Genomic DNA, 24,698 nt, shown 5'->3' on the forward strand with positions numbered 1-24,698 from the left:
TTTTTAAAATGTTAAAAAATCTGATTAAGTATTTTAAGGTAATTTAGAGGGATATAGCTTATACTTTATTGCTACTTTTTCAAAAATAGATAATTTTTCTTACAAATTAAAAAAATAGAATCTATTTTCTCAAAATTTTGTGTGCATATTCCTGTAGATAGAATTCTGCTACAACCTTTTCATGACAAAAGAATTTCACACGAATATCAGCCAAATCACCTTGCAATATCAGCGCAAAGTTAAGGCGAATGAGCGTCCCAAAATAAGTAGTGCTTTACGCGCTTATCAATTATTCCGTGCTAATTGGGATGATATGACCATTAACTTGTTTGAAGAATTTAAAATCTTGCTTCTTGATCGCAATAATTGCTGTATGGGGATTGTGCCGATTGCCAAGGGCGGTGTATCAGGTGTAACAGTTGATCCAAAACTTATTTTTGCCTCTGCGCTCAAAGCGCGTGCTTGTGGTATTATTTTAGGTCATAATCATCCATCGGGTGGCTTAAAGGCAAGCTCGGCTGATAAAGCCATTACGCGAAAAATTGTCCAAGGCGCGCATTATCTCGATATTAGTATTTTGGATCATTTGATTGTCACGGATGATGAATATTACTCTATGGCTGATGACAATTTAGTGTCGTTTACACTTTGAAAAAAGCACGAAAAAATGTCTATATAATAGTGATTGTGACGTTTGAATTACTTAATTTAGATTCAATTATAAAAAACATATTTTATAGAATAAACGAATAAATAATTTTAAATATAAGCGTTAGCTAACGAATTCCATTGGATGTAGAAAACTGGTAATTTTCAAAATTGACTCAAATGGAAGACAAATGTGCTAATGCTCACGGCTTATGGCGTGGGCTTAGTGTTGTCTTTGAGTCTCGGTATACCAGTACCTCTACATTCAAGACGCATTAAGTTTCCACGCTGTTTTTTTAAGCCTATGAAAACCCAACACACCATCCGCTCCCCGTAGTCACTCCTAAGCCGCCCTTTGATGCGTTCCCCTAAACCCTCAACTCATTTAAACTATTTAAAACTTATCAAATATGAAAACAAAAACGATATTTTTGATCTTCATCACTTTCCTTATGATGGGATGCGAGGAAGATGACGCATCAATTGCTGATTTAACAACAACACGCAGATTTCAACTCATTGATTTGGGGACACAAGGTGTTCGCTTTGGTAATGGAATATATTCTAACGCTAATATCTATTTTTCGAGTGAGTCGGGATTTGATTTAGTGGCTGGACAATTAGAACCGAACAATAATACGAATGTAACACTCAAAATGTCATTAGAATTGGACCGCCAAGGAACGATTGAATATAATCAAATGTTTTGGAGTGACATCCCATTTCAAATAGCACAATATCTCTTTTATAATGGCTATAAAGATATGACCATCACGCAAGCGGATGTAAGGCTAACATCAAAAAATGGCGACGCTATTTTGTTTGATGAAGCAGGGGAATATGGTGTTGTTGAATATCCCTATGGATGTGGTACAGGAACACCTTGGGGTAATGGACGTTTTGATGAAATCGGTAATACATTTGGGAATTTAATTCAAGACGATCAAAATACTTTTTCTGAAAATACAACCGTGGATATTGACCGTTTTACTGATTTTAGAATGTTAACGAATTTGCGTTTTTTAATGAGTAAAAGTAACACATCACAACTTTATGGATTAAGCGAAAATGGTGCAAGAGTAGATTTTTCCCTTGATTATTCAACGGATTTACTAAGCCTTTCAGATTTTTTAAGTGCGCAAAATGTGGTCACTTTAAAATTTGAACTTTCGGGGGATTTTAACATTAACCTTTTTATAGGAACTATTCGCTCGGATGAAAGTCCAGATGGTCAAGGGAAATCTATTACAGTTGATAATCCTTAAAATAGCCACACTAAAGCTTTGAGAAAAACCTGCCAAATGCGCAGGTTTTTTATGCTTTTTCTGACAATTTATTTGTATCTTTTTTCTTTGTTTTAAAAACGAAGTATATGGAAGTTGTTTGTCTGCAAGAGGAAGCATTTTACAAGCTTTTTGATAAAGTGATTGAGCATATAAGCGAGAAATTACAAGACCAACCGCGTCAATGGATTGATGGTGTGGAAGCCATGGATATGCTCAATATTGCTTCAAAAACAACACTACAAAAATTACGTGACACAGGTAAAATTCGCTTTTCACAGCCACAACCCCGTATTATTTTATATGACCGAAATTCAATCAATGAGTATATTGAATCACACGCCAAAGACACATTTTAATTATGGAAGATATCAAAGTCAGTGAAGAGTATAAGGAAGCTTTTAATGAGGGGTATGAACTGGCCAAAGAATTGGGCTTAAAACCTGATATTTTGGATGGCTTAAAAGCGGGAAAGTATCGTATGCAAGCCATGAGTGAGGGAATGAAGGAATATCAAAAAGATATTGCGATGGAACAGAGTAAAGATGTTATCCCGCCTTTTGATATGGATAGCGTGGATAATACGTCCTATATCGATACTAATATTGAAGATAGTAAGACCCAAGATAAAGGCATTGAACCTGATAAATAATCATTCATAATCCCCACTTGGTTCGGGTGGTTCAATATCCACATTCATATCTTTTGTATTTTCTTCAAAAGCTTGGGAATAATTATCTTGCATAAGATGATCCATTTCCTGTTCATTGAATTGGATTTTATCCAGAGTTGAAGAATCTAAGTAATTCTTTTTGGTTTCAATATTATCTTTATAAGTTGCTTTCTCTTTTTCTTGTAATAATTCATAAACCTTATCAACACCATTATTTTCGAGTAATGTTATGACCTCATATTGGGTAAGTTTATTCATTTTTTCTTTATGGTGTTCGTAGCCATTTTTTTCAATATTGTTACGGGCTTCTGCTTCTATTTTGTTATCAAAATCACTACGAACCTGTTCAATTTTATTTCGCTGGGCATCCTTTAATCCCTTACTTAAAGATTTCTCTTTGGGAAAATTTAAATCATCTTTGGGGGTTAAACTTGGTTTTGGCTCAAAATACCCTGAAGTCTGTTTATGCGTAAGCTTATCAATCGTTTTTTCTTTTTCATTGATGAGTTTAACAATTTTCTCGCTACTTAAAGCAAAAAATACTAAATCTGATAAATCACTTTTATTAATCATTGAAATAAAATTTAATTTGTGTTATGTTTAATGAGTAACTTGGAGTTTCAAAATGCCAACAAGTAAATCTTTTTCTACCGATTGGGCATCTATCATTGCTTATGATACAGATGATTTGGAGCACAAAGACCAAGTCCGAAAACTTATTGTTGAAGGATTAGGTTTCGAACCCAGTTTAAATGCAAGTCGAAGCACAGAACGAGGGTTAAGAAAAGAATTAAAACTTCTTGAACAAGGTAAAATATCTCAAAACACTTTTAATAAACGTCTTCACAATGGTTTGATATTAATTAAAAAATACATCTTAATACGAGTACCCGAACAAGCGCATTTATTTGATCCTAAAGAGGCAGAAGCGCCATTTCTTGACACAAGGGATGAATAATTAACAACATGGATTTACATTTATAATCTTCCCAGATGTTTGTTTTCCATAGTTGAAATTTAATGATTTTTATGTTATTCTTTATGTCAAGAGAATAGAGGTTTAACATGATATCTAAAAATTATGCCCCAAAGTATAAATGGAATTCTGTTAAAGAGTTTTGTAATTTTTACCCTGAATATAAAGAGCAAGCACAAACGTTAATTAAAGAAAAATTAGGTTTCAAACCTGCCTATGTTGCAAGTAAAAGCGTTGAAAAGTGTCTTCGGCGTGAATTACATGAGCTTAAAATTGGTAAAGTTTCACAGAGTCAATTTGACAAGCGTTTGCATAATATGATTATTCATATAAAAAGATACATTCTGGAAAGAGCGCCCGAACAGGCGCATTTATTTGATCCTAAAGAGGCAGAAGCGCCATTTCTTGACACGAGGGATAAATGATTAATCATCCAGTTCATCATTAACCCATATATCTTCTTCAATCCCCATTGATTGATTAAAGGCATTGTAAAGCATCCTGCGGGTTTCTTCTTCTTCAGGTAATTCAATGGGTAAATAAATCCCTTTGGTTTCTTGACTTGGTTTGCGTTCAATAAATAGATCATAATTCAATTCACTACATATTTTATCGTCGATGATATCAAGAACCCAGTTCCGTCCCAATTGCGCTTGCGTAAAGTTTTTGATAGCAAAGCAAATGGCAGAAAATATCAAAATACCACCGACTAATCGGGAAAAAGAGAAAAACAATAATATGGAACCAACTAAAAAAGCGAGAGCAGGTTCAAGAACAACTTTTACTGTGTACTCATTAATCTTTACACCAAATATTCTTTTTCCAATAATCTTATACCAAAAAGGTGCAATTTCCCCATGAGAGAGACTAAAACGTTTAAAATCATAGGTTGTACCATATTTGGAAATTTCCATACGATGCTTAATAGATAATCCTAAATAGATCAATATAAATATGAGCAAGAATGAAAAACCGTTTCTTGCTCTAAGAAGCTTAGCAAAATAACCTCCAAAATAGAAAATAAGTATAGTTGTAATGATTGGATGAGAAATCGACATATATCTTTCACCAAAGCGTTTCCTTAAAAATACTTCAATAAAGGATGAGCCATAAATGGCAAAAGCAAGGAAAAACTCTTTCAAAAGAGCTATGAATATATTTGGTTTTCCAAAATGCGTTTCAACAAAAATATTTCGTGTTTCTGACTTATTGTTATTGAAAATTTTATTGTCTGATAAATTCATAAGTTTTGTTGATTTATAGTGAATAATGCGTAATTTCTCTTCGTATTTTCAAAGGGTATTCCTTGCCTGTGAACAACCGTTTCTATTTCATAATTATTAAGCGGACCACCAGTTTTTTGACTGGAAAAATCCGATGATTGAATAATATGGATCAAACTTTGCGAATTTCCCTCTGACACACTCATTTTATCCCCAAAAGAAACATTTTCGTTAGCCATCCATTGAAAAGTTTTACCAATGAGTTCAGATGCGTATTCATTCGTTTCAACATCAGAATTTGCATGAAAGAATTTCGTTCCTAAATTTCCGGCTAATGCTTTGAATTGATACGCACCTTTATCGCGACCACCAAAGTGTAGGCTAAAATTGGGTAAGTTTTGCGTGAGATAGACAGTACATGCACGGTAACTTCGTGCTGTTGATTGATGATCTATATCATGGTCATGGAGAAAGTAATGCGCCTCATCAACCCATAAAAAGGTTGGTCGGCTATTTTCTTTTATTTTTCGTCGTTGCATGGCACGTTGCCAAACATATTTAAAGAGAATTTGTCCGTCTCGTCCTGTATTTTCATAAATAAGATAGGGTAAGTTAATAACAATAATTTTCCCCCTTATGGTGTCTTCAGGTGTTACTTGTGTTCCCTCTGTTGAATTAAAGAGTGAATAAAGCGGATCGCGCATAAAACGATCACCAAATCCAAAAAACATCTGTTCAACAATAGATCGGGTTTTTTCAGAAAGGTTGAGCCAATTACCAAGGAAAAAATCTTCAATCGAATGTAATCGTCTGGCTAGTGCATCATTTTCTTTTGATTTAGGTACATCTTTTAAATGAATAGCAACATGATGTATCAATTTAAAACATTGAGATTGCGCACGCCATTTAGGGTTATTGAGTTGTTGTCTATTCTTAGGTGCAGATTGCACAACTTTATATAAGTGTTCAAACTTAATTTTTTTCGATGCAAGTAAACAAAGATCAACCGTGTTAACGAGAAGTTGTTGCAAAGCGGTGTCCCAAAATGCCTTATCAGATTCTTGACCGTCACTTGCGCCTGCCTTAATCACAGTTTTAAGCGTATCAGCTATATTGTGAATAATTCCTTGGGCTTTATCACTACGGCTACTTTCATAATCAAGAAAGTTAAAACAATAGCCAGAATCCACGCCAAAAATAATTAGGTCATCTTCACGACCATATTTTTTACAATAGTTTTTCCAAAGTTGGACTTCTTCTTCTTTGGCAGTTAAAACCAATCCGCCAAATTTATTCTTTAAATATCGTCCTGCCAATAATGCACCAGAACCCGATGTTTTTCCACTTCCTAAACCACCTAAGATCAAAACACCTTCACACGCATTGCGAACTGTAAAGGGATGTCCCATTGGCCACTCAATAAGTGGCTTATCTAGAATCTTAGTCATAGATGCTTCGTTTTAAAATTTACACTTACTAAAAATAAGAATTATTTTCTTACATGAATTAATGTTTTTGCTTATTTTTATCAAAAAAACATAATGAAAGTTGATAGAATAATAGAATTAGGAAATGGACATAAAATTGAATTTGGTACATCGACATGGAATGATAATACCTTATCAGTAAGAAACAGATATCCAACGTCAACAGGTGGTTTTAGTCCTCGAAGTTCAAGTGAGATACCAATCGAAGATATTCCAATTATTATTACTTCTACTATTGAAAATGGTTATCTTGAAAAAGAAGATATTATAAGAATAATGGAAGTTGCATTGGAAGAATTGAAAAAATGATCATTTGCATCGCAAAGGGGAGTTGTCTGATCCAAAAAAGCACTGTATAGGTTTAAGAAAAAGCATCGTATAGGTAAAATATTGCATCATTTCATGTAGATACATATTGGTGCATGTATTAACTCAATACAAATTAAAATAGATTGTCTGTAAATTTCAACCGATGCGATGCAAGCTAAGAAAATTTAAAGATAGAAACATGGTTTAGGATTGGAAAATAACACCGTATAGGGAAAGAGTAAACCATTGATGTAACAATCAATTTATTCTTTTAAACGATTTGGAAAACTGTTAGGTATGAAAAGCACTGTAAACAACTTTCATTTATCCCTAAGCTTTTTTTGTAGAAAAAATCTATGGTTGATGTGTTACAAAAGAAACTTTTCAACTACATATGTTATCGCTTTTAATACTTATGTTTTCTTTTGGCTATATCGAGAGATATTTATTCGACATGGAAGTGAATTTGAACCATATCTTTTATGGTTTTTTACAACCGTTGGTATGCATTTCTTCATATTAGATAATCAAGATGTTTTCCTTAAAAGGAAAAATAAAAACCCTTAAAATCTTACTAGAACTAATATTATGCAATGCTTGGTGAAGTAAATAAGTAGAATATGAATTAATGATAAACCGAATTATAGCCTAATGGTTTTTTTATTGCTTTTAGAATGTCTTTAGGGATATATAAATCAATATCAGATATAAAACATATTTGAGAGGAATAGTTAAATCGCCATGCCAAATTTCGTTTTGCTTTTCGTGATGTTGTTAGGTCGCACCATTTATCCGATATAAACCACCATTGTTTAGATTGAGGCTCTCTAACGGCTATAATTCTTTTATGATATGAATAGATTCCAATCTTTGCATTTTGATCAAAAGATAGAGGTTGAATGGATGTATCTCTTCTTCCCAAACTTTCATAAATTGATTTATTATACCATCTTTTCGTTTTATTAATTGAATCAGATTGTCTCATCTTATCATAGAGTTTTTTCTTAAAAACAATTTCTGTAATAATGATATAGTCAATTATTCGGTACTCTATGTTTCTCTTTTTTATCGGATCAGAAATATTTTTTATCGCTATAATTTTATTTGTTTTCTTAATCTGCGTTGTATCTCTGCGTGATATCATTTTGAGATAATCTTCAATTGTTTCTTCTTTTGAGGAGTTTTCAAATAATGCAGGGTGTATTAATTGTAGTTCATTTGCAACATTTTCCTCAATAATTGCTTTTGAATAGGCTTTAAAATAATCTTCTAAATTTTTATCTGATTGAGCATTTTGAGAGCAAGCCATTTGACAGACAAATAATAAAATTACTATGTAGATATGTTTCATATTTTCTTTTGTGTTGAGGTATTTATATCAAAACAATGTTAGTTGCTCTTTATTGTGACGTTTATGATTTTTAGTGTGTGGTTTTTCTTGATAAAGAATGGAGTTTTCTTTTGGCACAGGGAGAATCCCAATGCCTTGGCAATTGACTTGCCATGCGTTGTACCATTCGAGGGATAATGTATTCATCCAAGCCACTTCGCCGCGCAAACCATTAAGGAAAAAGTTCAGCGTGGTCATTTTAGCGCATGTGGAACTGACATCATTGCCAAAGAAGTAATTATCAGGTGCGTGTTTAGCAAAAGATAATAGTGTGCGACCAGAACCACAAGATGGATCATAAACACGTTTGCCTTGCGTGATATCGCACGCATTAATACGTGACATTAATTCACAAATCGGTTGTGGAGTAAAAAACTGTCCGTTTTGTCCGCGTGTAATATGTTCAGTAAAGTAATCACCTAACAGATCAGAATAGGGTTCGTTATAAACAGAAAGCTGTAAGGCACCGAGTAGTTTAGGAAAGAGATCAATCGCTTTTTGATCATATTTATTGATAATACTGTGATAAAGTTCTTCATTAGTTGCGTCTTTTTGCGTGAGTTTCGATTGAATATTGGTGCGATGAAAACTACAAATTGCTAGTGATAAAAAGTCATCGAAAACGCGGCTAAGTTCATAACGTCGCCCAAGGATGTTCATATGATCTTGAAATTCTTTATAGGCATTATAGTGTTTTGATTGTGACATGATATGACCTCCTAATATTCGTGTGCGCACATAACGGTTAAGACACGGCGTGTTTTGCTTAAATCACTTGGGTCTTCAGAACCATATTCATAATTGAGATCGTAGCAATCAATCTTCCAAAAAATCGATTCAGCATTATGCTTAAAACTCCCCATATCATGTTCACCATAGGGATCGTTATCTTTATTAAAATTATTGAAATTGCGCACCGCCATGGTGATTTTAAATTGTTCTAAAATTGGCATTTCTGAAATGCCAGGTGTGATACAATATTGTCCTTGAATACCTGTTTCTTTTTGCGCATTCGTATCGCCATAATTTTGTCGAAAGAGATCATTTTGTTGAGCAATAAGTTTTGTGTTTCGTTTCGTCATTTTTAACTCCTAAATGTTGAGAGGTTAGAGGGAAGTATCAAGCTTCCCTCTTGGGATTATTTTGTTTCTGATTTGGCTTTTGGTTTAGGATTATTTTCAAAAACGACCATATCATTGAGAGAGATATTGAAGCCGTTACCCTTGGAATGTTTCCATGCGCCACCAATTTTCACATTCAGTTTTTGTCCGTTGACATAGGCTTTGGCATAAACGCTATGGGTGGGTCGATTGCCTTTCTTTGGCTCTTGGTTTTGTGTTTGATCTGTCATCTTAAATCTCCTTTGTTTGTTGTTAATCAGATGATGAATGCAACGGAACGCAAGGCAGAAAAAATTTTCTTGGAACAACACGGATTGGAGCGGGCAGAGGATAAGAAAATTTTTGCGTTGTGTTAGAGTGAGTGTTCATCTGATGGGCAAACATAAAGATGTGTTTTGTAGATGACTATGCACACAAAAATCACAAGTAAAAACGTAATATTTGAGAGAATATTCTTAACTTTAAGATGTCAATGAGTAGCGCAATTTTATGTGCATAGTGTCCCCGAAATCTCTTTGTTAGAACAATTGATCAACAAGGAGTGTGTTATGATTCGAATGTTTCAAAGTCAAACGAGTGCGCAAGCGAAAGATTATTTTCGTGATGCGTTATCGCGCGCTGATTACTATATCGAAGATCAGGAACTTAATGGGGTTTTTAATGGAAAAATCGCCAAACGATTAGGTATTGAAAACCAGATGATTGATAAAGCCACATTTGAGAAACTCTGTGATAATATCAATCCGATAACAAATCAGTCTTTAACACCAAAAACGGTTCATGATCGGCGTGTTGGTTATGATATCAGTTTTCATTGTCCAAAATCCGTGTCAATATTGCATGCGCTTGGTGATGATGAACGTGTACTGAAAAGTTTTGAGACAAGTGTTCATGAGACGATGTTGGAAATTGAAGCTGATGTTCAAACGCGTATTCGCCTTAATAAGCAAAATGATGATCGACAAACAAGCGAGTTACTCTGGACGAATTTTGTGCATCAAACGGCGCGTCCTGTCGATGGTCATGCACCCGACCCACATTTACATTGCCATTGTTTTACCTTTAATGTGACCTATGATGAGGTTGAGAGTAAATTCAAAGCAGGCCAATTTCATAATATCAAACGTGATATGCCGTATTATCAGGCGCGATTTCAAAAACGTTTAGCCGATAAGCTTTCAAATTGTGGCTATGATATTCGTAAAACACGTGATGCGTTTGAAGTAGCTGTTGTACCACAAAAAGCGATTGAGCATTTCTCAAAACGTACTGATCTCATTGGGCGTATTGCCAAAGAAAAAGGCATTACCAATCCACAAGAATTGGCACAATTAGGTGCGAGGACACGACAAGCAAAAAATAAGAACTTAACTATGCCAGAGTTGCAAGAAGAATGGCTAGAACAATTAGCCGATAAAGATATTACTTCAGAAACGCCCGAAGAAATTAAAACCACCGATATTAATATGAGCGCTGAACACGCTGTTAATCATGCGATAAACCATGTGTTTACAAGAAATTCTGTTAAGCGTGATCGACAGATTTTAGCGCAGAGTTACTTATATGCAATTGATAACAGCGATATTACATTCGCTGATATTGAACAAGCATTTGATACAAATGATGAGGTTTTTAAGATTAAAATGGGAAGTCAGATGCTATGTACGACACAGCTTGTCCACGCGGAAGAACGACGGATGATAAGTCTGGCGCGTGATGGAATTGGTAAAGTAAGACCCTTACAGGCTGGTTTTGATTTAAGACAATATCAGCAGTTAAATGATGAACAGCAATTAGCCTTGAACCATGTGATGACCTCACAGGATCGACTGTCAATGATTAGAGGTGGTGCAGGAACAGGAAAAACCACATTGTTAAAATCGGCTGTTCCCGCTATAGAACAAACAGGTAAGTCTTGTTTTTTATTTGCGCCCACATCAGAAGCTTCGCGTGATGTATTACACAAAGAGGGGTTTGATAAAGCTGATACGGTAGCGCGATTACTCTTAGATACAAGGTTACAGGAACAAACAAGAAATCAAGTAATATGGGTCGATGAGGCAGGAATGTTGGGAAGTCAAGATATGGCACAATTATTAGATTTAGCAGAACAGCAACAAGCACGTTTGATCTTATCGGGTGATCCACGACAACATTCAGCCGTGATGCGTGGCGATGCAATGCGTTTATTGCAAAGTGTCGGGCATATTCCAATTGTGTCAATGGAACAGATTTATCGTCAAAAGGTTGATTATTACAAACAGGCTGTCCATGAGATTAGCAAAGGGAATGTGAGAACAGCTTTTACCATGCTTCATGATAAAGGACATATTAAAACCCGTGAAGCGAGTGAGATTAATGCACAACTTGTCCATGATTTTATTGAAAGTAAACTAAATAAAAAATCTGTACTTGTTGTTACACCAACACGGGCAGGGCGCGCAGAACTTAATTTAAAAATCCGAGAGAATTTAAAAGAATTGGGCATGATTGGTAAACGTGAAAAATCGGTCACAACCTATCACAACTTACATTTTAGTGAGGCACAAAAACAAGATCATCGTAATTATAAACAAGGGCAAATCATCCAAACCCATCAGAATATGACAGGTATTCGGAAAGGTTCGGCTTTAACTGTAACCAAGATTGAGAATAAACAGATTTATGTTATTGATAAAAAAGGCACACATCATACCCTGCAAACCCAAAAAGCAAAGGATTATGATGTGTATGCTTCAAACGAAATTAATTTAAGTAAAGGTGATGAAATTCGCATCAGTAAAAATGGCTATGATGTAAATGGACGGCGTTTGAATAATAGTACAATCCTAACGATTCAAGGTTTTACGCGTGAGGGAAATATTAAAGCGGTTAAGGTTTCTAAATCACGAAAAAGTGAGTTTATTTTAAAACAAGATCATGGCAATTTTGATTACGCCTATGCAACGACTTCTTATGGTGCACAAGGAAAAACAGTTGATAATGTCATAATTGCGCAACCGAGTGCAACATTTCCTGCCAGTAATCAAAAACAGTTTTATGTTTCGGTATCACGCGCCCGAGAGAATGTAACGGTTTACACGGATGACGGCGAACAGCTTTTAAGCCATATTGAAAAGACAGGGAACAGACAAGGCGCAACTGAACTCGTTACAGATGAATACTTCAACACCAAAACTATTGATATAGATATTAATAAAAGCAAAGAAATAACCCTAAGTAAAGACAAAGGATATGAGCCAGAAATATGATTTTAAGAGCTTGCACTTCGGCACAGATGAGAAAAGTGATGAAGACCAAAATAATACTAATAAAAGTACATTAACAGTTTTTGAGACAGGCGACAGCAAAACGATTGATTTTATCAAAAAAGACAATACACGGCAGAATTTCCCGTATAGTCATTATTTGACATCTTGGATTGAAACCGACAATAAAAAGCGTGTCATTAAGATTATGTTTGCCACGCATCAAGTAACCATCAATGGCTATTGTCTTGATGCAATTTATGATGAATTGCGACAATTCAATCTCAAAAACCTTAAAGCCAATGATGAACGCTACACAAATGATCTTCCCGATGATGAACCGTTTATAACTTCCATCATCATAGAGTGGAAAGGGAAAGAGTAAACTTTATTTATAAATAAGTACTGAAAGCCAATAACTGAAAATGTTTAATAGAGAAAGAAATATTTTACCCTATATCAATAATAAAATCTTCATCATTATTTTGGGTTTCTTCTTTTTTCTTTGAACTAAGTAAATATTTTTTTTCAAAATTAACCTTACTTGTTTCAAATACTGTATTTGTAGCTTTTACTAAATTATTTATATCATCTGGGGACAGATTGAACAATTTTTGTCTCTTTTTGGAACCTAATATTTCTTCAGCCTTTCTTAAAGAGCTAAAAGAGTTATCATCTAGACTTTTTTCTCCGATTGAGCTTGTTGTTATGCTTTGATATTGGCTTTGTGCTGACTTATGATCTTCTTGAATTCTTTTATCAATATTATTTGGAACCATTTTTTTGGTTGGAATTTCAACTTCTATAACCTGTATATTGGAGTTGGTAACCATTCTTATACGTTCCGAAAGCATTTTCTCAATGCCATCAACAAATTCAAGATACCTCTTCATTAATAAATAATTTACTTGTAAATCACTAGTGTTATCTACTTTTTCGGATATTAGAGCGGTCACATCGAGTTTAGCCTGACTGATTGTTTGTTCTGAAAAATCTGTCAAAATCTTTACAAGGCTACTGTCTTGTTTTTTATTTATATCACTAAAAGTTTTATCAATCCATTTCGCATCTTCTAAATGAATTTGCTGACTGACAGATGCACCTAATTTAACTTGCAAAGTAAAATTAGTTTCTATATTACCTAAGTTTAATGATACCGTAATTGGCTCGGGAAAATCCCGAATAACTTTGATAGTATAATCGTTTTTATCATTGCCAAGCAATTTATCTAATTCAAAAACAGACATTTGACCAGATATGAGGTAGCTCGGAGCATTCGGTTTAATACTATATGCAACGACTAATTCGTCTTTACTTGTTTCATTTAGAAGTGTAAAACGATTATTTACCCAAATAATTATGGTTGTTATTGGAACTAAGCAGTATAGTGTTGTAAGAAAGGACTTGCTCCTTTTTAGGCTGCCAATAAATTCAAATAAACTCTGATCTACTTCAATTGATTGATTTACTAGATACCAAATAAAAACTATTATAATAATCCCTAAGAAAAGAATTAATGTTATGTATTTATTTTTAAAACTCACATACTTTTTAACTAATCGTCTTGAAATATTATCTTCAATGAAATTTCTGATTAAACCCCAGATTTCAGGAAATGATATACTGAAAATCATAGCGACTGTTGCGGTGTAAAACCATCCTGTTGAGGTTTCTAACCCTGTCATTAGTAAAAATTTCTGAACAATTGTGCCGCCTTCTTCAGAGGGATTCCAAGTAAGAATTTCTAATAAGAAAAGCGCAAATAAGGCAAATCTTACAATACGTATAAATGATATCATTTAAAACAAAAATTAAAGATTAACAAGCAAAAAGACTTTAATGTTTTCGATTTGGGAGGTTTATTCCAAAAATAATGTTTTTTGCTTTTAAAAAAAAAGAATTAACATTAAAAAACTGTCATATTATATGTTTACTATTTAAAGTAATTGTCTACAACTTTGCTAAATTTTTTTCGATCTTCGATAAGTTTAATATATTCTTCAACTAAGTCTGGATAACTCTCTTTGAATTCTTCAATCATTAGATTATCCATTGTATTTTGCATATTTTCTAAAGATAAAGGGTCTTTTACAATCATTTTTTCTCTTTTGATAAGGTAATCATCAATTTGTTTTTCATTTTCCAATAAAGGATTGGAAGTCTTTTTACATGAGAAAAAAGAAAGTGTGTTGTTCTTAAATTTTTTTAAAACTGACATGCGAAGAATTGTACCAGAATATTGTGTTTATGTCAATATTGTATTATTAATAATTGACCTAATTCTTAGAGAAATAGATGATAGTATTTTTGATTATGCAATTTCTTTAGCTTTCATTGTAGTTTTTACAGAACGGATTTCAAAAACCATATTGAATTTTGAAGGTAAATAAAAACTTTGTTAATAACTGTATGGCTTTTGGTTATGTGTTCTATCTAAAATTATTTCTTTACTCTCATTCGTTAGTAAATATCAAGTAGTATAGTAATGTTAGTTTTTTTTATGAAAATAAATGGATTACTTATAAAGTACTAAAATGTAACATTTTTAAAGTTGTGTCTACTAATAATTATAAAATTAATGTTTTCTATAATTCTTTAGAGAATGACTGAAAAAATTAATCAATTAATAGATTTTTTAGAATCCGATGAAACCCATAAAGCTTTTACTGTAATATGTGCCTGTATAGGGGCTTTAGCACTTGCATTTATTTACGGGTATAGTGCTGATGAAGTCAAACTTGGCACATTAATTCTTATGTTGCCATTGGGAGCAATAATTGGGGCATTATTAGGTCAATTAATCATTGTAGGATGCTATATTTTCGTTTGGGGTTCTGTAATTGCACTAGCAGCCTATATAATATACTGGATTCTTTGGTTATTAGGCTCGATAATATATGGTTTATATAATATTGTGTTATGGGAAAATTAATATCTGACTATGAAAATAAAAAGAATGCCAACTCTATCTTGATAGATGGTTTTACACTGCATGTTGCTTGTCTCCATGATATTACTCCAAAAGAATATCTCAAACTAAATGACTATGCAAAAAAAACTTTCAATACATTAATTCAATCACTTGTTTTACATGAAAAAATTAGTGTTGGTAGTGATGTTGTAAACCCAAAAAAACGTTTTCCAGAATTATTTAATTTATTTGGTGATTGTATTCAAGAAATTAATACAATAAATCAAAACGACACTTCACTCTTTAAAAAAGAAATAGTTCGAGATTATAATTTCAATAAAGAAGAATTCTTAAAACTGAACAGAGAAAAAAGTTATGAAGATGAACTTACTAACTTTGTTCAAAAACATTTTTTTGAAAATAATTTAGAACCCAAGGTTGAGATATTAAAAAGGTCAGACACTAACCTGTTTAAAATATTTATTCAGCATCAAAAGTTGAGAGTTAGAATGTACAATGTTGAAGCTGTACACAATGGAATATCTTATCTTCCATCACCATTTAGAGTAAAGCTTTCTGAAATTAAGGAGATGAAAAAAACACTTGCTATGGATTTACTAAATTCTCTCAATGAAGAAATTAGAGTTCCTATCATTAAATCCTTAGCTGAAGATACTGTCTATAGACATCTTCCTTTAGATATATCAACACCGCCTCTACTTAAATTTATAATAAAAGAGGGCGGTAATCAGAGCATACTTAAATCTGCATTAGAAATTAGGAATTTAAAGATTGCAAAGGGTTTTAGAAATCTTTGTAATGATCTTTTAACTGCTGAGGAACTTAGAATTATTACTAAAATAAGGGCAGAGATAGAGGATTTAAAGTCTCTTTGGAAAAATGAACTTCATCAAAAAAATCATACCAAATCGAATGATATTAATTTGAAAGTGTATGGTATCTCTGCAAAGACACCTATTACATGGAAAACCAAGTTTCCGAGAAAAGCTTATCTTTTTATGTATAAAATGGTTAATGCTATTTAGATTCCCTTCTCTACATTTTCATGCTAAAATGGTACCCATACTGCCACCCATAGAACCATTTTAAGTAGTTTAATGAAAATTTATATTGATTATTCAATGGTTTAGCAAAATTTTGTTGGCTTTCGCAGTAGGTTAACAGTCATTTGCTCTACCAACTGAGCTATCGGGGAATACCGTTGTAAAACGGACTATAGTTGTATAGTTAGTTTTTCCTTGATTGTCCAGTAGAAAATTGAAACCCTTTCTATAAAGGGGACACAGCACTTTTTATGTGCATAGTGATGTCTTTAATGAGTCGATATAAAACATGAACTACTTATTTTTTAGATAAGGAGAATTGCATCATGTTGCATTCAAATTCATACAAAAACGGTCAATTTGGTACCCATAGTGGTACCCGCGACGAAACAAAAAAACATAATGATTCAAAGGCTGACAAGCCAAAGATTAACAAAAATGGTACCCATAGGAGCCGAATTATTAAATTTACGGATGTCACGATTCGTCATTTAAAGCCAAAATCAAAGCGAATTGACTATTGGTGCCAGGGATTATCAGGGTTTGGTATTCGTATGTCGCCTCATGGAACAAAAACATGGGTTTATACCTATCGCATTGACGCAAAGAAAAGACGATTGAGTTTAGGCAAATACCCTGCTGTGACATTGAGAGAGGCTAAAATTCTCTATCAAGAGGCTAAAGAGAAAGTTGAAAAGGGTATTGATCCGATTAAAGAGCGCCAAGAACAAAAGCAAAAATCTTTTGATGAATTGACATTACATGAACTCATTACGCTTTATTTAGAACATTGCAAAAAGGCTAAAAAGAAAAGTTATGATATTGAGCGTAAATGTTTAGAAAAAGATATTATTCCTGTATTGGGAAAGCGTAAAATTACCACTATTCAAGCGAAAGACTTATCACAGATATTTCACACGATTATCGTCGAACGTGAAGCTCCAAGCACCGCAACACACCTGTATAGCTATGTCAGACGATTATTTAATTTCGCGGCTGATATGGGATTAATGCGCAGGCGCGATAATCCGTGTTTAGATATCAAACTGAATGTCAAGAAAAAGCAACGCTCACGTCATCTCTCACCACAAGAAATTTATCAATTTTGGCACAATATTGAAACTGTGCCGATGATGCCAGTCACACGATTGGCATTAAAATTTATGCTTGTGACTGTGGCGCGTGGGTGTGAGGTTCGATTAATGAAATGGTCGGATATTAACTGGAAAGACCGTATCTGGACATTACCGATGACAAAAAATGGGCATTTACATCGTATTTATTTAAGCGATTTAGCTTTCAATATTCTTGAAAAGGTCAAACCCTATTCAAACGAAAAAGGAATTGTCTTTGGCTCTAATGGTCACAGAGATCGAGAACAGGGTAAAGAACAAGCTCAAAAACCAATGAGTGATCATACGCTTTCACAACCGATTAAACGGCATTGGGATAAGTTTGGAATAGAAACACCGTTTACACCACATGATTTACGCCGAACAAGCGCAACTCTCATTGCAGGCTTGTTCGGGCGACGTGATTTAACAAAACTCTGTCTAAACCATGTCGATAACAGTATTACGGCGGTCTATGACCAATATGCGTATAGTAAGGAAAAAGAAATGGCAATAAACGCTCTCAACAAAGCGATTGAAATTATTATCAACTGCAAAAATGTTGAGAGCGTTCCAAGTTTTGATCAGTTACGAGAACAGGTTTTTAAAAAGCCTAATCATTTGACTGTTGATACGAAGCAGGATTTTCAAGCCAGTTTTTCAGATCAAGTATCTTATAGGCTTTCCTTTGACCTAAAGGGGTAATTGAATAAAGTCGTGGAAAGCGTTTTTCAATACGCAAGCGATATTGCGTTGCTTTATCAAGCGTTGTGACAATCTCAGCAGTTTTGATTGAGACAAAACTGTTGAGCATAAAGAGCAACTCTGCCACGACTTTATCTTCCTGTTCTGGGTCAATGAGAATAACAGCGTTATTTTCAATTGTTTTTACCATATTGTTTTCCTTTTCAAAGTTAGCGTTAGCAGAAGTGATAATGATTTTTGAATATTAAAACCATGCACATAAAATGACTTAAAACTGTATGTAAAGCATTGAATAGTATGACTTTTATGTCCATACACAAATTAAAAACGAATCTCTAAAACATTGGCAAACCTAAACCAACAAAGGAGATTTTTAATGAACTTAACATTTAACTATAAAGGAAAATCGAAAGAAGATTTTAAAAAGGAGATTATAGACAAACTCGTCAAAAGACGAAAAGAACTCAATATGACACAAGAAGAAGTCAATCAAAAATTGGGAATGTCAGATTCCCAGGTAGCAAAATGGGAAACGGGCAAACGCGTTCCGATACTTTTTCATTTGCTCTGCTGGCTCGATGTTTTGGGATTAGGGATGAAACTTCATGACAATGAGGGGAATCTTCTAGCTTCTACACATGCACCAAAGAAATAGGAATAAAAAAATAGCCTCTCAAACCGAGAGGCTATTTTCTCAAAGAGTTGGTTTTTAATTACAACTCAAATTGCACAATCTTCTTTTCAATTTCTTCTTTACGGTGAAGTAATGTGTCTTGTAAATGATTAGTCACAAGTTGAATAAGATTGGTATTGGTTGTTTTAAATTCTTCGCCATTTTCATCACGAATTAAAAATACACACGAGTCGCCATTATTGTATTTGAACTTAGTTAAGCTCGTTAAAGTTGTCATGAGCCGTGTGCGTTGATTGGCTAAACCGTTAAGTTTCTCAAAGTTATTCATACGGTCATGTAAACTAATTGGTTTTGTGACTGGTGGAATTACTTCTTGAACAAGTTTCTTAGTTGCAGATGTTGCTTTTGCCTTTTCGGATGTTTTTACGGCTACTGTTGATTGCGTTTTTTTCGCTGTTCCATTTTGTTTTACTGTTGCTGTTGCCATGATTTTAAATTTTTAAGATTAAACATTGTTTTTTTGATCGTTCCCTTTTGGCATGTTGGGTTTCGAACAATGCTTCATCTGCCGATGCGGTAGGAAAGGTCAAGACAACATCGGTTATTTTTTGTGTGCAAAAAATGTTCGTGTTCCCGCAGGGCTTGGTCTTGCAAGCGCGCAAAGGCAAGAGGCGATATTTGCAATTGATCGATAACACCACAGGTCACTAAAAAGTGTGCGATAATGATGTTTAATTAGGGATTTGAAATGGTACTGGAAACAATGAGTGAAAGGGAATATTCAAAAAATGGACTCGCAAATGCGGAAAACCGCATTGTACAATTGTAATCTTTGTTTTACATTTATAGAAAATAAAAGAAGTTACTATAAATAAACAGCTTGTTATTCAAGTATTTCAATAAAAATAGGGCATTCTGCGACTAATACTTTTAATAAAACTAAAACAAGAATTCGAACTACTATGAAAATCACAAAACTTAGACTTTTTAACTTCAAAAAATTTGAATTTTTAGAAGTAGATTTCAAAGAAAATTTAAACGTATTGATTGGCGATAACGAGTCTGGAAAAAGTTCAATATTATTAGCAATTGACTTAGCCCTTAGAGGTAGTAGAAATCGTGTTGAAACTGAAGGATTGGATTTGCTTTTTAATTCCAAAGCAGTCGAAGATTTCTTCGTTACAAATACCTACGAAACTTTACCTGAACTTAAGGTTGAATTATATTTTGATAATTTGGGAAATAAAAATGATTATTATGGTAGAAATAATACTTTAGGGACAGACGAATACGGATTTTCTCTTATTTGTAAACCTCGTGACGAATTAAGTAAAGATATATCAGAGATTTTAGCACAAGGAAAACAAAACTTTCCTTTTGAATATTATTCGATTACTTTTTATAAGTTCTCTGGTCAGCCATATTTAAGTTTTAAAAAAGATTTTAAACATATTTTATTAGACAATACCCTCATTAATAATGAATACGCTACAAATCAATACATCAAAACATTATATGACAGCAATGTAACTATCTCAGAAAAAAATAAACACTTAAATGAGTATCGAAAATATAAGAATGATTATCGTGAGAAAGTTCTAGCTGACGTTAATAAAAAAACTGGAGACTATAAATTTGGAATTAAAAACGATAAAAAATCAAATTTAGTAACAGACTTAACTATTACAGAGGAAAATATTGATATTCAAAACAAAGGAAAAGGACGTCAATGCTTTATAAAAACCGAGTTTGCTCTGCAAAAAAATAAAAGTGAATTAGACTTTGTTTTGTTAGAAGAACCAGAAAATCATCTGAGTCATTTGAACATGAAGAATTTAATTTCAAGAATAAGTGACTCTAAAAATAAACAACTTTTCATCGCAACACATAGTAATTTAATTAGTTCAAGATTAGATTTAAGAAATACCATTTTATTGAATAGTAATAGTTCAATTTCTATCAATCTAACTCATTTAGAAGACTCTACCGCAAACTTTTTCATGAAAGCACCAGATAATAATATCTTGGAGTTTATTCTCTCTAAAGAAGTGATTCTCGTTGAAGGAGATGCAGAGTTTATATTACTAGAAAGATTCTTTGAGATTGTTACAGGGAGCAAGCCGAACGAACTAAATGTCCATATTATTTCTGTTGGTGGTACAAGTTTTAAAAGATATTTGGAAATTTCTAAACTGCTAAATATTAAAACGGCAGTAATTAGAGATAATGATACAGATTATCAAAAAAACTGTGTATGCAGGTACGTTAAATATATAGCAACGAATATAAAAGTCTTCTCCGAAATAGATAATTCTATTTCAACATTTGAGATATCAATGTATAATACTAATACTCAAATTTGTGATGAACTCTTTTCTTCTGGAAGAAGAACAAGAAGTGTTCAACAATTTATGCTTGATGAAAAAGCTGAATGCGCTTTTGAAATACTAGATAAAAAAAGTACAGAGATTATTGTTCCTAATTATATAAAAAATGCAATTGAATGGTTGATAAAAAATTAATATTAGCAGTTGCAGGCTCAGGTAAAACAACCAATTTAATTGATAAATTAAATTTAGATAAACGATTTTATTTAGTTACTTATACAATAACCAGCGCGAGTTTGATTCGGTATCGGATTATTAAAAAATTTGGTTATTTACCAAATAACATACAAGTATTTACTTATTTCAACTTTTTGTACAACTTTTGTGTAAAACCGTTTTTATTCTTCAAATATAATCTCAAAGGAATATATCTTGAGAATCCCCCCGAACAAACTAATTACTTCAAAAATTCAGATATAAGAAAATATATGAGTAAAAATGGCTATGTCTATCATAATAGACTAGCTAAGCTAATTGAATTTGAGAATTTAATAGAAGATGTTAAATTAAGGTTAGAAAAGTTCTGTGATTATTTCTACTATGATGAAGTACAAGATTTAGGGAGTCACGATTTCAATTTTATAATGGAGCTTTCAAAGTCCAATCTTAATTTTCTTTTTGTTGGAGATTTTTATCAGCATACATATGTAACAAGCTTCGATAGAAATGTGAATGTAAATTTACACAAGGATTTTTATAAATATTTAAAAAGGTTTGAGGCTTATGATATCAAAATTGATTTAAAAACATTAAGCAATAGCTGGAGATGTAGCCCCACAATATGTAATTATATAACTGATAATTTAGATATTAATATTGGCTCTCATAGAACTGATCAAACAAAAATTACATTAATTGAAGATAAACAAAAATTGATTCCAATTTTAAATAATAATAACATAATAAAGTTAGTTTATAACAATGCGAATAAAAGGGATTTTAAAGCAAAAAATTGGGGTGAATGCAAGGGTGAAGATGATTTTATCGACACCTGTATAATAATGAATACCACTACATACAATTTATATAAAAAAGATAACTTAAAGAAGTTGGCTAAGAGAACTAAAAACAAACTTTATGTAGCTCTATCAAGAACCCGTGGTAATTGTTATTTAGTTAATGAAAAACTATTGAAATAGAAATGTTTGATCAAAAATGAATTATATCTGCTATTTGCTTTAGATAAAAAATAGGGGAATATAGCTGACAACATTATAGACACTTGCTATTTTTAATTTGAAAAATCTCTAAGATGTATTTTTTTTAATTTTAGAACAAATATTACGCAATGAAAAAACAACTCCCAAAACCAGAAAATTGGCAAGATTTTGAGTCCTTGTGTAAAAAACTTTGGGGCGAAATTTGGAAAATACCAAATAAGATAAAGAAAAATGGTAGAGCAGGACAAATCCAAAATGGTGTTGATGTTTATGGTATTCCAAAAAATGAGAAAAATTATTGGGGCATTCAATGTAAAGGTAAAGACTCGTACACACATGCAAAATTAACTAAGTCGGAAATAGATATAGAAATTGAAAAAGCAAGATCATTCAAGCCGAATTTAACCGTTTTAATTTTTGCTACAACATCAAATAAAGACTCAATAATAGAAGAGTATGTAAGACTAAAAGATTTTGAAAATAGAGAAAATCAAAGCTTTGAAATTTTACTTTTTTGTTGGGAAGATATCGTCGATCTTATCGAAGAGCATAAAGATGTGCATGACTATTATATGAATTCTCAAAAGTTCAAAACGCAATTCGATTTTGAACTTTTGTTCGATGAAAATCAAGATACCGTAATTGAAGTTAATCCTGAATTTTATAATTCTAAAATTGTAACTGTCATAAAACCACCATCCATTCACAATCCAAGAAGAGGAAATATACACATTTTAGACCTAACAGGCGACTGGAGTACTCATAGGAGTGGTAAAAATTTATCTTATTGCACCATGAATTTATTGCTTACCAATACAGGACAAGAAGTTCTTGAAGATTGGAAGCTCACGTTTAAGGTTGAGGGAAAATATAAATTTTTAGGTAATTATGATGCCAGCGAGGATCAATTATCTCGAAGTAGTATTGCAAAAATTAGTAATCCTAGTGCATTTCTTGAATACAATGATGAATTCACTTTGGAATCTTCCAAAGCCATTATTCAAAGTGACCATAGAAAATATCCTTTATGGATAAGACCAATGCCAGAAAAATATCAAATTAAACTTTCATGGGTATTCTTAGCGAGAGGTTATAAGAATAATGGAGAATTAATTATTAACGTTAACCCAATTATTGAAGATCAAACATTAACAAATGAAGTTGATCACTATTATGAACTAAAAGAAGATCAAGATAGAATTGATGAGAAAGTCGTATATCAATAAAGAGTAAATTAAGAACTTTAAGAAAAGATAGGGCGATTAAAAAAAATAAGAAAAGCTTTTTATGTCAATTGGATTCAATGGTTTTGCGGATTCTATTTTTTAGAATAAAGCTGTAACAATTTTTAAAAATGTAAGACAAATATTATAAAATATTGTCGTTATGAGTAATTTAAATAAACTCAATAATGAATTTAAAATATACCAAGAGTAAAAACAAAATCTCATACATGTGTATATTGTTTTGCAGTATAAAATAATTAGTTATGAATCGAATAAAAAGAGGAATACAAAAATTAGAATCTAAACAAATAGATTTAATAAATAAGCAAATTGAAGATTTGAACCATAAGAGATCACATAGAAATCGCTCTTTTGTATTAAGTTGTATTGTAATATTGGGAGCATTTTTTTCATTTTTGGCAATTACATATCCAAATTTTAAAACTTCTCAAAAAACAGCTAATGTAGAGTTAGGTTATGAAGTATTAAGACTTTGGACAGCAACAGACACTGTTTCTAATAAGGAATTAAAAAAACTAATTCGAACAAGTTTAGCATCAGAAATTGATTTTGCAGAAATGTTAGCTAATAATGATTCTTTAAATCAAAAGATCAAGAAAATAGATATTTTAGTGAATTCACCTGTTAATATGGGATGGTGTATTAATGACGAAAAGGGTGTGCTTAATTTTAATAATAGTAATTATAGCAAAGAAATTTATGATAAATTAAAGAAAAAATATGGCGATATTTTGTGGGCTGAAACTATGAACCTTCCTGAATTTGAATATTTTGAGTTAGATTCTCTACCTGCAAACCGGCATTATTAAATTAAGTATATAATTTATCCAAACCAACTTATATGTTATTAAAATCTAAAATGTTTTAGGTATGTTTTAGGAAAGCAAAAAAGCTAAGATTCAGAATCTTAGCTTTTCTAGTGTTTATAGTAGTAGCGAGATCGGGAATTGAACCCGAGACCTCCGGGTTATGAATCCGACGCTCTAACCAACTGAGCTACCTCGCCGTGTTTGCGGGTGCAAATATAGGAACTATTTTTTTTTGAGCAAATAATCCACAAAATTTATTTTTTTTGATCTTTTCTTTTAAACTTATTAATTAATGTATATATTGTCAGCAA

27 protein-coding genes and 1 tRNA gene are annotated in these 24,698 nt (G+C 32.5%); 17 read left to right on the forward strand and 11 right to left on the reverse strand.

The features are described 5' to 3' along the window. Positions 1 to 181: 181 nt before the first annotated feature. From KORDIASMS9_RS13615 to KORDIASMS9_RS13630, 4 genes are all read left to right on the forward strand, one after another. Entirely contained in the window at positions 182 to 652 is a 471-nt protein-coding gene (locus tag KORDIASMS9_RS13615; protein ID WP_114903362.1) for a JAB domain-containing protein, read from the forward strand. A gap of 406 nt (positions 653 to 1,058) precedes the next feature. After that, on the forward strand, positions 1,059 to 1,913 hold the full coding sequence (locus tag KORDIASMS9_RS13620) for a hypothetical protein (RefSeq protein WP_162819954.1): 855 nt from the start codon (positions 1,059 to 1,061) through the stop codon (positions 1,911 to 1,913). 107 nt (positions 1,914 to 2,020) lie between these two features. Further along, entirely contained in the window at positions 2,021 to 2,290 is a 270-nt protein-coding gene (locus tag KORDIASMS9_RS13625; RefSeq protein WP_114903364.1) for a helix-turn-helix domain-containing protein, read from the forward strand. Positions 2,291 to 2,292: 2 nt separating this feature from the next. Then, positions 2,293 to 2,583, forward strand: a complete 291-nt coding sequence (locus KORDIASMS9_RS13630) for a hypothetical protein (protein WP_114903365.1) — start codon at positions 2,293 to 2,295, stop codon at positions 2,581 to 2,583. Here KORDIASMS9_RS13630 and KORDIASMS9_RS13635 read toward each other — a convergent pair whose 3' ends face one another. Then, the gene (locus KORDIASMS9_RS13635; protein WP_114903366.1) at positions 2,584 to 3,177 is read right to left on the reverse strand and encodes a hypothetical protein; all 594 of its coding nucleotides are present in this window, start codon (positions 3,175 to 3,177) and stop codon (positions 2,584 to 2,586) included. Between the two features lie 52 nt (positions 3,178 to 3,229). On the opposite strand from KORDIASMS9_RS13635, the gene KORDIASMS9_RS13640 reads away from it, so the two are divergent. Together KORDIASMS9_RS13640 and KORDIASMS9_RS13645 are read left to right on the forward strand one after the other, a co-directional pair. Beyond that, positions 3,230 to 3,562 (forward strand): hypothetical protein, encoded by a 333-nt coding sequence (locus tag KORDIASMS9_RS13640; protein ID WP_114903367.1) that lies wholly within the window; start codon positions 3,230 to 3,232, stop codon positions 3,560 to 3,562. Positions 3,563 to 3,669: 107 nt separating this feature from the next. Further along, positions 3,670 to 4,005 carry a hypothetical protein gene (locus tag KORDIASMS9_RS13645; RefSeq protein ID WP_114903368.1) on the forward strand — a complete coding sequence of 112 codons (336 nt, stop codon included), beginning with the start codon at positions 3,670 to 3,672 and terminating at the stop codon, positions 4,003 to 4,005. Here the strand turns inward: KORDIASMS9_RS13645 and KORDIASMS9_RS13650 are convergent, their stop codons facing one another. Both KORDIASMS9_RS13650 and KORDIASMS9_RS13655 read right to left on the reverse strand, forming a co-directional pair. Continuing rightward, positions 4,006 to 4,824, reverse strand: a complete 819-nt coding sequence (locus KORDIASMS9_RS13650; RefSeq protein ID WP_114903369.1) for a hypothetical protein — start codon at positions 4,822 to 4,824, stop codon at positions 4,006 to 4,008. Further along, positions 4,821 to 6,251 (reverse strand): type IV secretory system conjugative DNA transfer family protein, encoded by a 1,431-nt coding sequence (locus KORDIASMS9_RS13655; RefSeq protein WP_114903370.1) that lies wholly within the window; start codon positions 6,249 to 6,251, stop codon positions 4,821 to 4,823. The genes KORDIASMS9_RS13650 and KORDIASMS9_RS13655 overlap by 4 nt, the downstream gene beginning before the upstream one ends. A 93-nt stretch (positions 6,252 to 6,344) precedes the next feature. Here KORDIASMS9_RS13655 and KORDIASMS9_RS13660 point away from each other — a divergent pair, with 93 nt between their 5' ends. Beyond that, positions 6,345 to 6,599 carry a hypothetical protein gene (locus KORDIASMS9_RS13660; RefSeq protein ID WP_114903371.1) on the forward strand — a complete coding sequence of 85 codons (255 nt, stop codon included), beginning with the start codon at positions 6,345 to 6,347 and terminating at the stop codon, positions 6,597 to 6,599. A 625-nt stretch (positions 6,600 to 7,224) separates the two neighbouring features. On the opposite strand, the gene KORDIASMS9_RS13670 is transcribed toward KORDIASMS9_RS13660, so the two are convergent. From KORDIASMS9_RS13670 to KORDIASMS9_RS13685, 4 genes are read right to left on the reverse strand one after another with little or no spacing between them, the layout of a single operon-like run. Further along, complete coding sequence (locus KORDIASMS9_RS13670; protein ID WP_162819955.1) at positions 7,225 to 7,950, reverse strand: hypothetical protein; 726 nt, start codon at positions 7,948 to 7,950, stop codon at positions 7,225 to 7,227. Positions 7,951 to 7,977: 27 nt separating this feature from the next. After that, positions 7,978 to 8,697 (reverse strand): N-6 DNA methylase, encoded by a 720-nt coding sequence (locus KORDIASMS9_RS13675; RefSeq protein ID WP_114903374.1) that lies wholly within the window; start codon positions 8,695 to 8,697, stop codon positions 7,978 to 7,980. An 11-nt stretch (positions 8,698 to 8,708) separates the two neighbouring features. After that, entirely contained in the window at positions 8,709 to 9,071 is a 363-nt protein-coding gene (locus tag KORDIASMS9_RS13680; protein WP_114903375.1) for a DUF3768 domain-containing protein, read from the reverse strand. 56 nt (positions 9,072 to 9,127) lie between these two features. Further along, positions 9,128 to 9,340 carry a hypothetical protein gene (locus KORDIASMS9_RS13685; RefSeq protein ID WP_114903376.1) on the reverse strand — a complete coding sequence of 71 codons (213 nt, stop codon included), beginning with the start codon at positions 9,338 to 9,340 and terminating at the stop codon, positions 9,128 to 9,130. A gap of 318 nt (positions 9,341 to 9,658) precedes the next feature. Between KORDIASMS9_RS13685 and mobF the strand changes: the two genes are divergently transcribed. Together mobF and KORDIASMS9_RS13695 are read left to right on the forward strand one after the other, a co-directional pair. Next, positions 9,659 to 12,361, forward strand: a complete 2,703-nt coding sequence (gene mobF / locus KORDIASMS9_RS13690; RefSeq protein ID WP_114903377.1) for a MobF family relaxase — start codon at positions 9,659 to 9,661, stop codon at positions 12,359 to 12,361. Further along, positions 12,345 to 12,743: a hypothetical protein gene (locus tag KORDIASMS9_RS13695; protein ID WP_162819956.1), complete on the forward strand. Its 399-nt coding sequence runs from the start codon at positions 12,345 to 12,347 to the stop codon at positions 12,741 to 12,743. The genes mobF and KORDIASMS9_RS13695 overlap by 17 nt, the downstream gene beginning before the upstream one ends. A gap of 64 nt (positions 12,744 to 12,807) precedes the next feature. Here KORDIASMS9_RS13695 and KORDIASMS9_RS13700 read toward each other — a convergent pair whose 3' ends face one another. Both KORDIASMS9_RS13700 and KORDIASMS9_RS13705 read right to left on the reverse strand, forming a co-directional pair. After that, positions 12,808 to 14,157, reverse strand: coding sequence for a hypothetical protein (locus KORDIASMS9_RS13700; RefSeq protein WP_114903379.1), 1,350 nt, complete (start codon positions 14,155 to 14,157; stop codon positions 12,808 to 12,810). 134 nt (positions 14,158 to 14,291) lie between these two features. Next, positions 14,292 to 14,576, reverse strand: coding sequence for a hypothetical protein (locus KORDIASMS9_RS13705; RefSeq protein WP_162819957.1), 285 nt, complete (start codon positions 14,574 to 14,576; stop codon positions 14,292 to 14,294). Between the two features lie 384 nt (positions 14,577 to 14,960). Here KORDIASMS9_RS13705 and KORDIASMS9_RS13715 point away from each other — a divergent pair, with 384 nt between their 5' ends. The 4 genes from KORDIASMS9_RS13715 to KORDIASMS9_RS13730 all read left to right on the forward strand — a co-directional run bounded on the left by KORDIASMS9_RS13715 (position 14,961) and on the right by KORDIASMS9_RS13730 (position 18,805). Then, positions 14,961 to 15,290, forward strand: coding sequence for a hypothetical protein (locus KORDIASMS9_RS13715; RefSeq protein WP_114903382.1), 330 nt, complete (start codon positions 14,961 to 14,963; stop codon positions 15,288 to 15,290). Then, the gene (locus tag KORDIASMS9_RS13720; protein ID WP_114903383.1) at positions 15,278 to 16,315 is read left to right on the forward strand and encodes a hypothetical protein; all 1,038 of its coding nucleotides are present in this window, start codon (positions 15,278 to 15,280) and stop codon (positions 16,313 to 16,315) included. The genes KORDIASMS9_RS13715 and KORDIASMS9_RS13720 overlap by 13 nt, the downstream gene beginning before the upstream one ends. A gap of 344 nt (positions 16,316 to 16,659) precedes the next feature. After that, positions 16,660 to 18,150 (forward strand): site-specific integrase, encoded by a 1,491-nt coding sequence (locus KORDIASMS9_RS13725; protein ID WP_114903384.1) that lies wholly within the window; start codon positions 16,660 to 16,662, stop codon positions 18,148 to 18,150. Positions 18,151 to 18,526: 376 nt separating this feature from the next. Continuing rightward, on the forward strand, positions 18,527 to 18,805 hold the full coding sequence (locus KORDIASMS9_RS13730) for a helix-turn-helix domain-containing protein (protein WP_114903385.1): 279 nt from the start codon (positions 18,527 to 18,529) through the stop codon (positions 18,803 to 18,805). Between the two features lie 58 nt (positions 18,806 to 18,863). Here the strand turns inward: KORDIASMS9_RS13730 and KORDIASMS9_RS13735 are convergent, their stop codons facing one another. Further along, on the reverse strand, positions 18,864 to 19,271 hold the full coding sequence (locus KORDIASMS9_RS13735) for a hypothetical protein (protein WP_114903386.1): 408 nt from the start codon (positions 19,269 to 19,271) through the stop codon (positions 18,864 to 18,866). Between the two features lie 475 nt (positions 19,272 to 19,746). Here KORDIASMS9_RS13735 and KORDIASMS9_RS13740 point away from each other — a divergent pair, with 475 nt between their 5' ends. The 4 genes from KORDIASMS9_RS13740 to KORDIASMS9_RS13755 all read left to right on the forward strand — a co-directional run bounded on the left by KORDIASMS9_RS13740 (position 19,747) and on the right by KORDIASMS9_RS13755 (position 24,387). Beyond that, complete coding sequence (locus tag KORDIASMS9_RS13740) at positions 19,747 to 21,306, forward strand: ATP-dependent endonuclease (protein WP_114903387.1); 1,560 nt, start codon at positions 19,747 to 19,749, stop codon at positions 21,304 to 21,306. Further along, complete coding sequence (locus KORDIASMS9_RS13745) at positions 21,288 to 22,310, forward strand: DNA helicase UvrD (RefSeq protein ID WP_114903388.1); 1,023 nt, start codon at positions 21,288 to 21,290, stop codon at positions 22,308 to 22,310. Before KORDIASMS9_RS13740 ends, KORDIASMS9_RS13745 begins: the two co-directional genes overlap by 19 nt. A 149-nt stretch (positions 22,311 to 22,459) precedes the next feature. Beyond that, the gene (locus KORDIASMS9_RS13750; protein WP_114903389.1) at positions 22,460 to 23,557 is read left to right on the forward strand and encodes a hypothetical protein; all 1,098 of its coding nucleotides are present in this window, start codon (positions 22,460 to 22,462) and stop codon (positions 23,555 to 23,557) included. A gap of 263 nt (positions 23,558 to 23,820) precedes the next feature. Further along, positions 23,821 to 24,387 carry a hypothetical protein gene (locus KORDIASMS9_RS13755; RefSeq protein ID WP_114903390.1) on the forward strand — a complete coding sequence of 189 codons (567 nt, stop codon included), beginning with the start codon at positions 23,821 to 23,823 and terminating at the stop codon, positions 24,385 to 24,387. 123 nt (positions 24,388 to 24,510) lie between these two features. Here KORDIASMS9_RS13755 and KORDIASMS9_RS13760 read toward each other — a convergent pair. Continuing rightward, positions 24,511 to 24,584, reverse strand: a tRNA-Met gene (locus KORDIASMS9_RS13760). Between the last annotated feature and the right edge of the window lie 114 nt (positions 24,585 to 24,698).

Source organism: Kordia sp. SMS9, from assembly GCF_003352465.1.
Taxonomy (GTDB): Bacteria; Bacteroidota; Bacteroidia; order Flavobacteriales; family Flavobacteriaceae; genus Kordia.

Coding starts and splice junctions, on each gene's coding strand:
- KORDIASMS9_RS13615 (WP_114903362.1), top strand. CDS start 182: ATGACAAAAGAATTTCACACGAATATCAGCCAAATCACCTTGCAATAT.
- KORDIASMS9_RS13620 (WP_162819954.1), top strand. CDS start 1,059: ATGAAAACAAAAACGATATTTTTGATCTTCATCACTTTCCTTATGATG.
- KORDIASMS9_RS13625 (WP_114903364.1), top strand. CDS start 2,021: ATGGAAGTTGTTTGTCTGCAAGAGGAAGCATTTTACAAGCTTTTTGAT.
- KORDIASMS9_RS13630 (WP_114903365.1), top strand. CDS start 2,293: ATGGAAGATATCAAAGTCAGTGAAGAGTATAAGGAAGCTTTTAATGAG.
- KORDIASMS9_RS13635 (WP_114903366.1), bottom strand. CDS start 3,177: ATGATTAATAAAAGTGATTTATCAGATTTAGTATTTTTTGCTTTAAGT.
- KORDIASMS9_RS13640 (WP_114903367.1), top strand. CDS start 3,230: ATGCCAACAAGTAAATCTTTTTCTACCGATTGGGCATCTATCATTGCT.
- KORDIASMS9_RS13645 (WP_114903368.1), top strand. CDS start 3,670: ATGATATCTAAAAATTATGCCCCAAAGTATAAATGGAATTCTGTTAAA.
- KORDIASMS9_RS13650 (WP_114903369.1), bottom strand. CDS start 4,824: ATGAATTTATCAGACAATAAAATTTTCAATAACAATAAGTCAGAAACA.
- KORDIASMS9_RS13655 (WP_114903370.1), bottom strand. CDS start 6,251: ATGACTAAGATTCTAGATAAGCCACTTATTGAGTGGCCAATGGGACAT.
- KORDIASMS9_RS13660 (WP_114903371.1), top strand. CDS start 6,345: ATGAAAGTTGATAGAATAATAGAATTAGGAAATGGACATAAAATTGAA.
- KORDIASMS9_RS13670 (WP_162819955.1), bottom strand. CDS start 7,950: ATGAAACATATCTACATAGTAATTTTATTATTTGTCTGTCAAATGGCT.
- KORDIASMS9_RS13675 (WP_114903374.1), bottom strand. CDS start 8,697: ATGTCACAATCAAAACACTATAATGCCTATAAAGAATTTCAAGATCAT.
- KORDIASMS9_RS13680 (WP_114903375.1), bottom strand. CDS start 9,071: ATGACGAAACGAAACACAAAACTTATTGCTCAACAAAATGATCTCTTT.
- KORDIASMS9_RS13685 (WP_114903376.1), bottom strand. CDS start 9,340: ATGACAGATCAAACACAAAACCAAGAGCCAAAGAAAGGCAATCGACCC.
- mobF (WP_114903377.1), top strand. CDS start 9,659: ATGATTCGAATGTTTCAAAGTCAAACGAGTGCGCAAGCGAAAGATTAT.
- KORDIASMS9_RS13695 (WP_162819956.1), top strand. CDS start 12,345: ATGAGCCAGAAATATGATTTTAAGAGCTTGCACTTCGGCACAGATGAG.
- KORDIASMS9_RS13700 (WP_114903379.1), bottom strand. CDS start 14,157: ATGATATCATTTATACGTATTGTAAGATTTGCCTTATTTGCGCTTTTC.
- KORDIASMS9_RS13705 (WP_162819957.1), bottom strand. CDS start 14,576: ATGTCAGTTTTAAAAAAATTTAAGAACAACACACTTTCTTTTTTCTCA.
- KORDIASMS9_RS13715 (WP_114903382.1), top strand. CDS start 14,961: ATGACTGAAAAAATTAATCAATTAATAGATTTTTTAGAATCCGATGAA.
- KORDIASMS9_RS13720 (WP_114903383.1), top strand. CDS start 15,278: ATGGGAAAATTAATATCTGACTATGAAAATAAAAAGAATGCCAACTCT.
- KORDIASMS9_RS13725 (WP_114903384.1), top strand. CDS start 16,660: ATGTTGCATTCAAATTCATACAAAAACGGTCAATTTGGTACCCATAGT.
- KORDIASMS9_RS13730 (WP_114903385.1), top strand. CDS start 18,527: ATGAACTTAACATTTAACTATAAAGGAAAATCGAAAGAAGATTTTAAA.
- KORDIASMS9_RS13735 (WP_114903386.1), bottom strand. CDS start 19,271: ATGGCAACAGCAACAGTAAAACAAAATGGAACAGCGAAAAAAACGCAA.
- KORDIASMS9_RS13740 (WP_114903387.1), top strand. CDS start 19,747: ATGAAAATCACAAAACTTAGACTTTTTAACTTCAAAAAATTTGAATTT.
- KORDIASMS9_RS13745 (WP_114903388.1), top strand. CDS start 21,288: ATGGTTGATAAAAAATTAATATTAGCAGTTGCAGGCTCAGGTAAAACA.
- KORDIASMS9_RS13750 (WP_114903389.1), top strand. CDS start 22,460: ATGAAAAAACAACTCCCAAAACCAGAAAATTGGCAAGATTTTGAGTCC.
- KORDIASMS9_RS13755 (WP_114903390.1), top strand. CDS start 23,821: ATGAATCGAATAAAAAGAGGAATACAAAAATTAGAATCTAAACAAATA.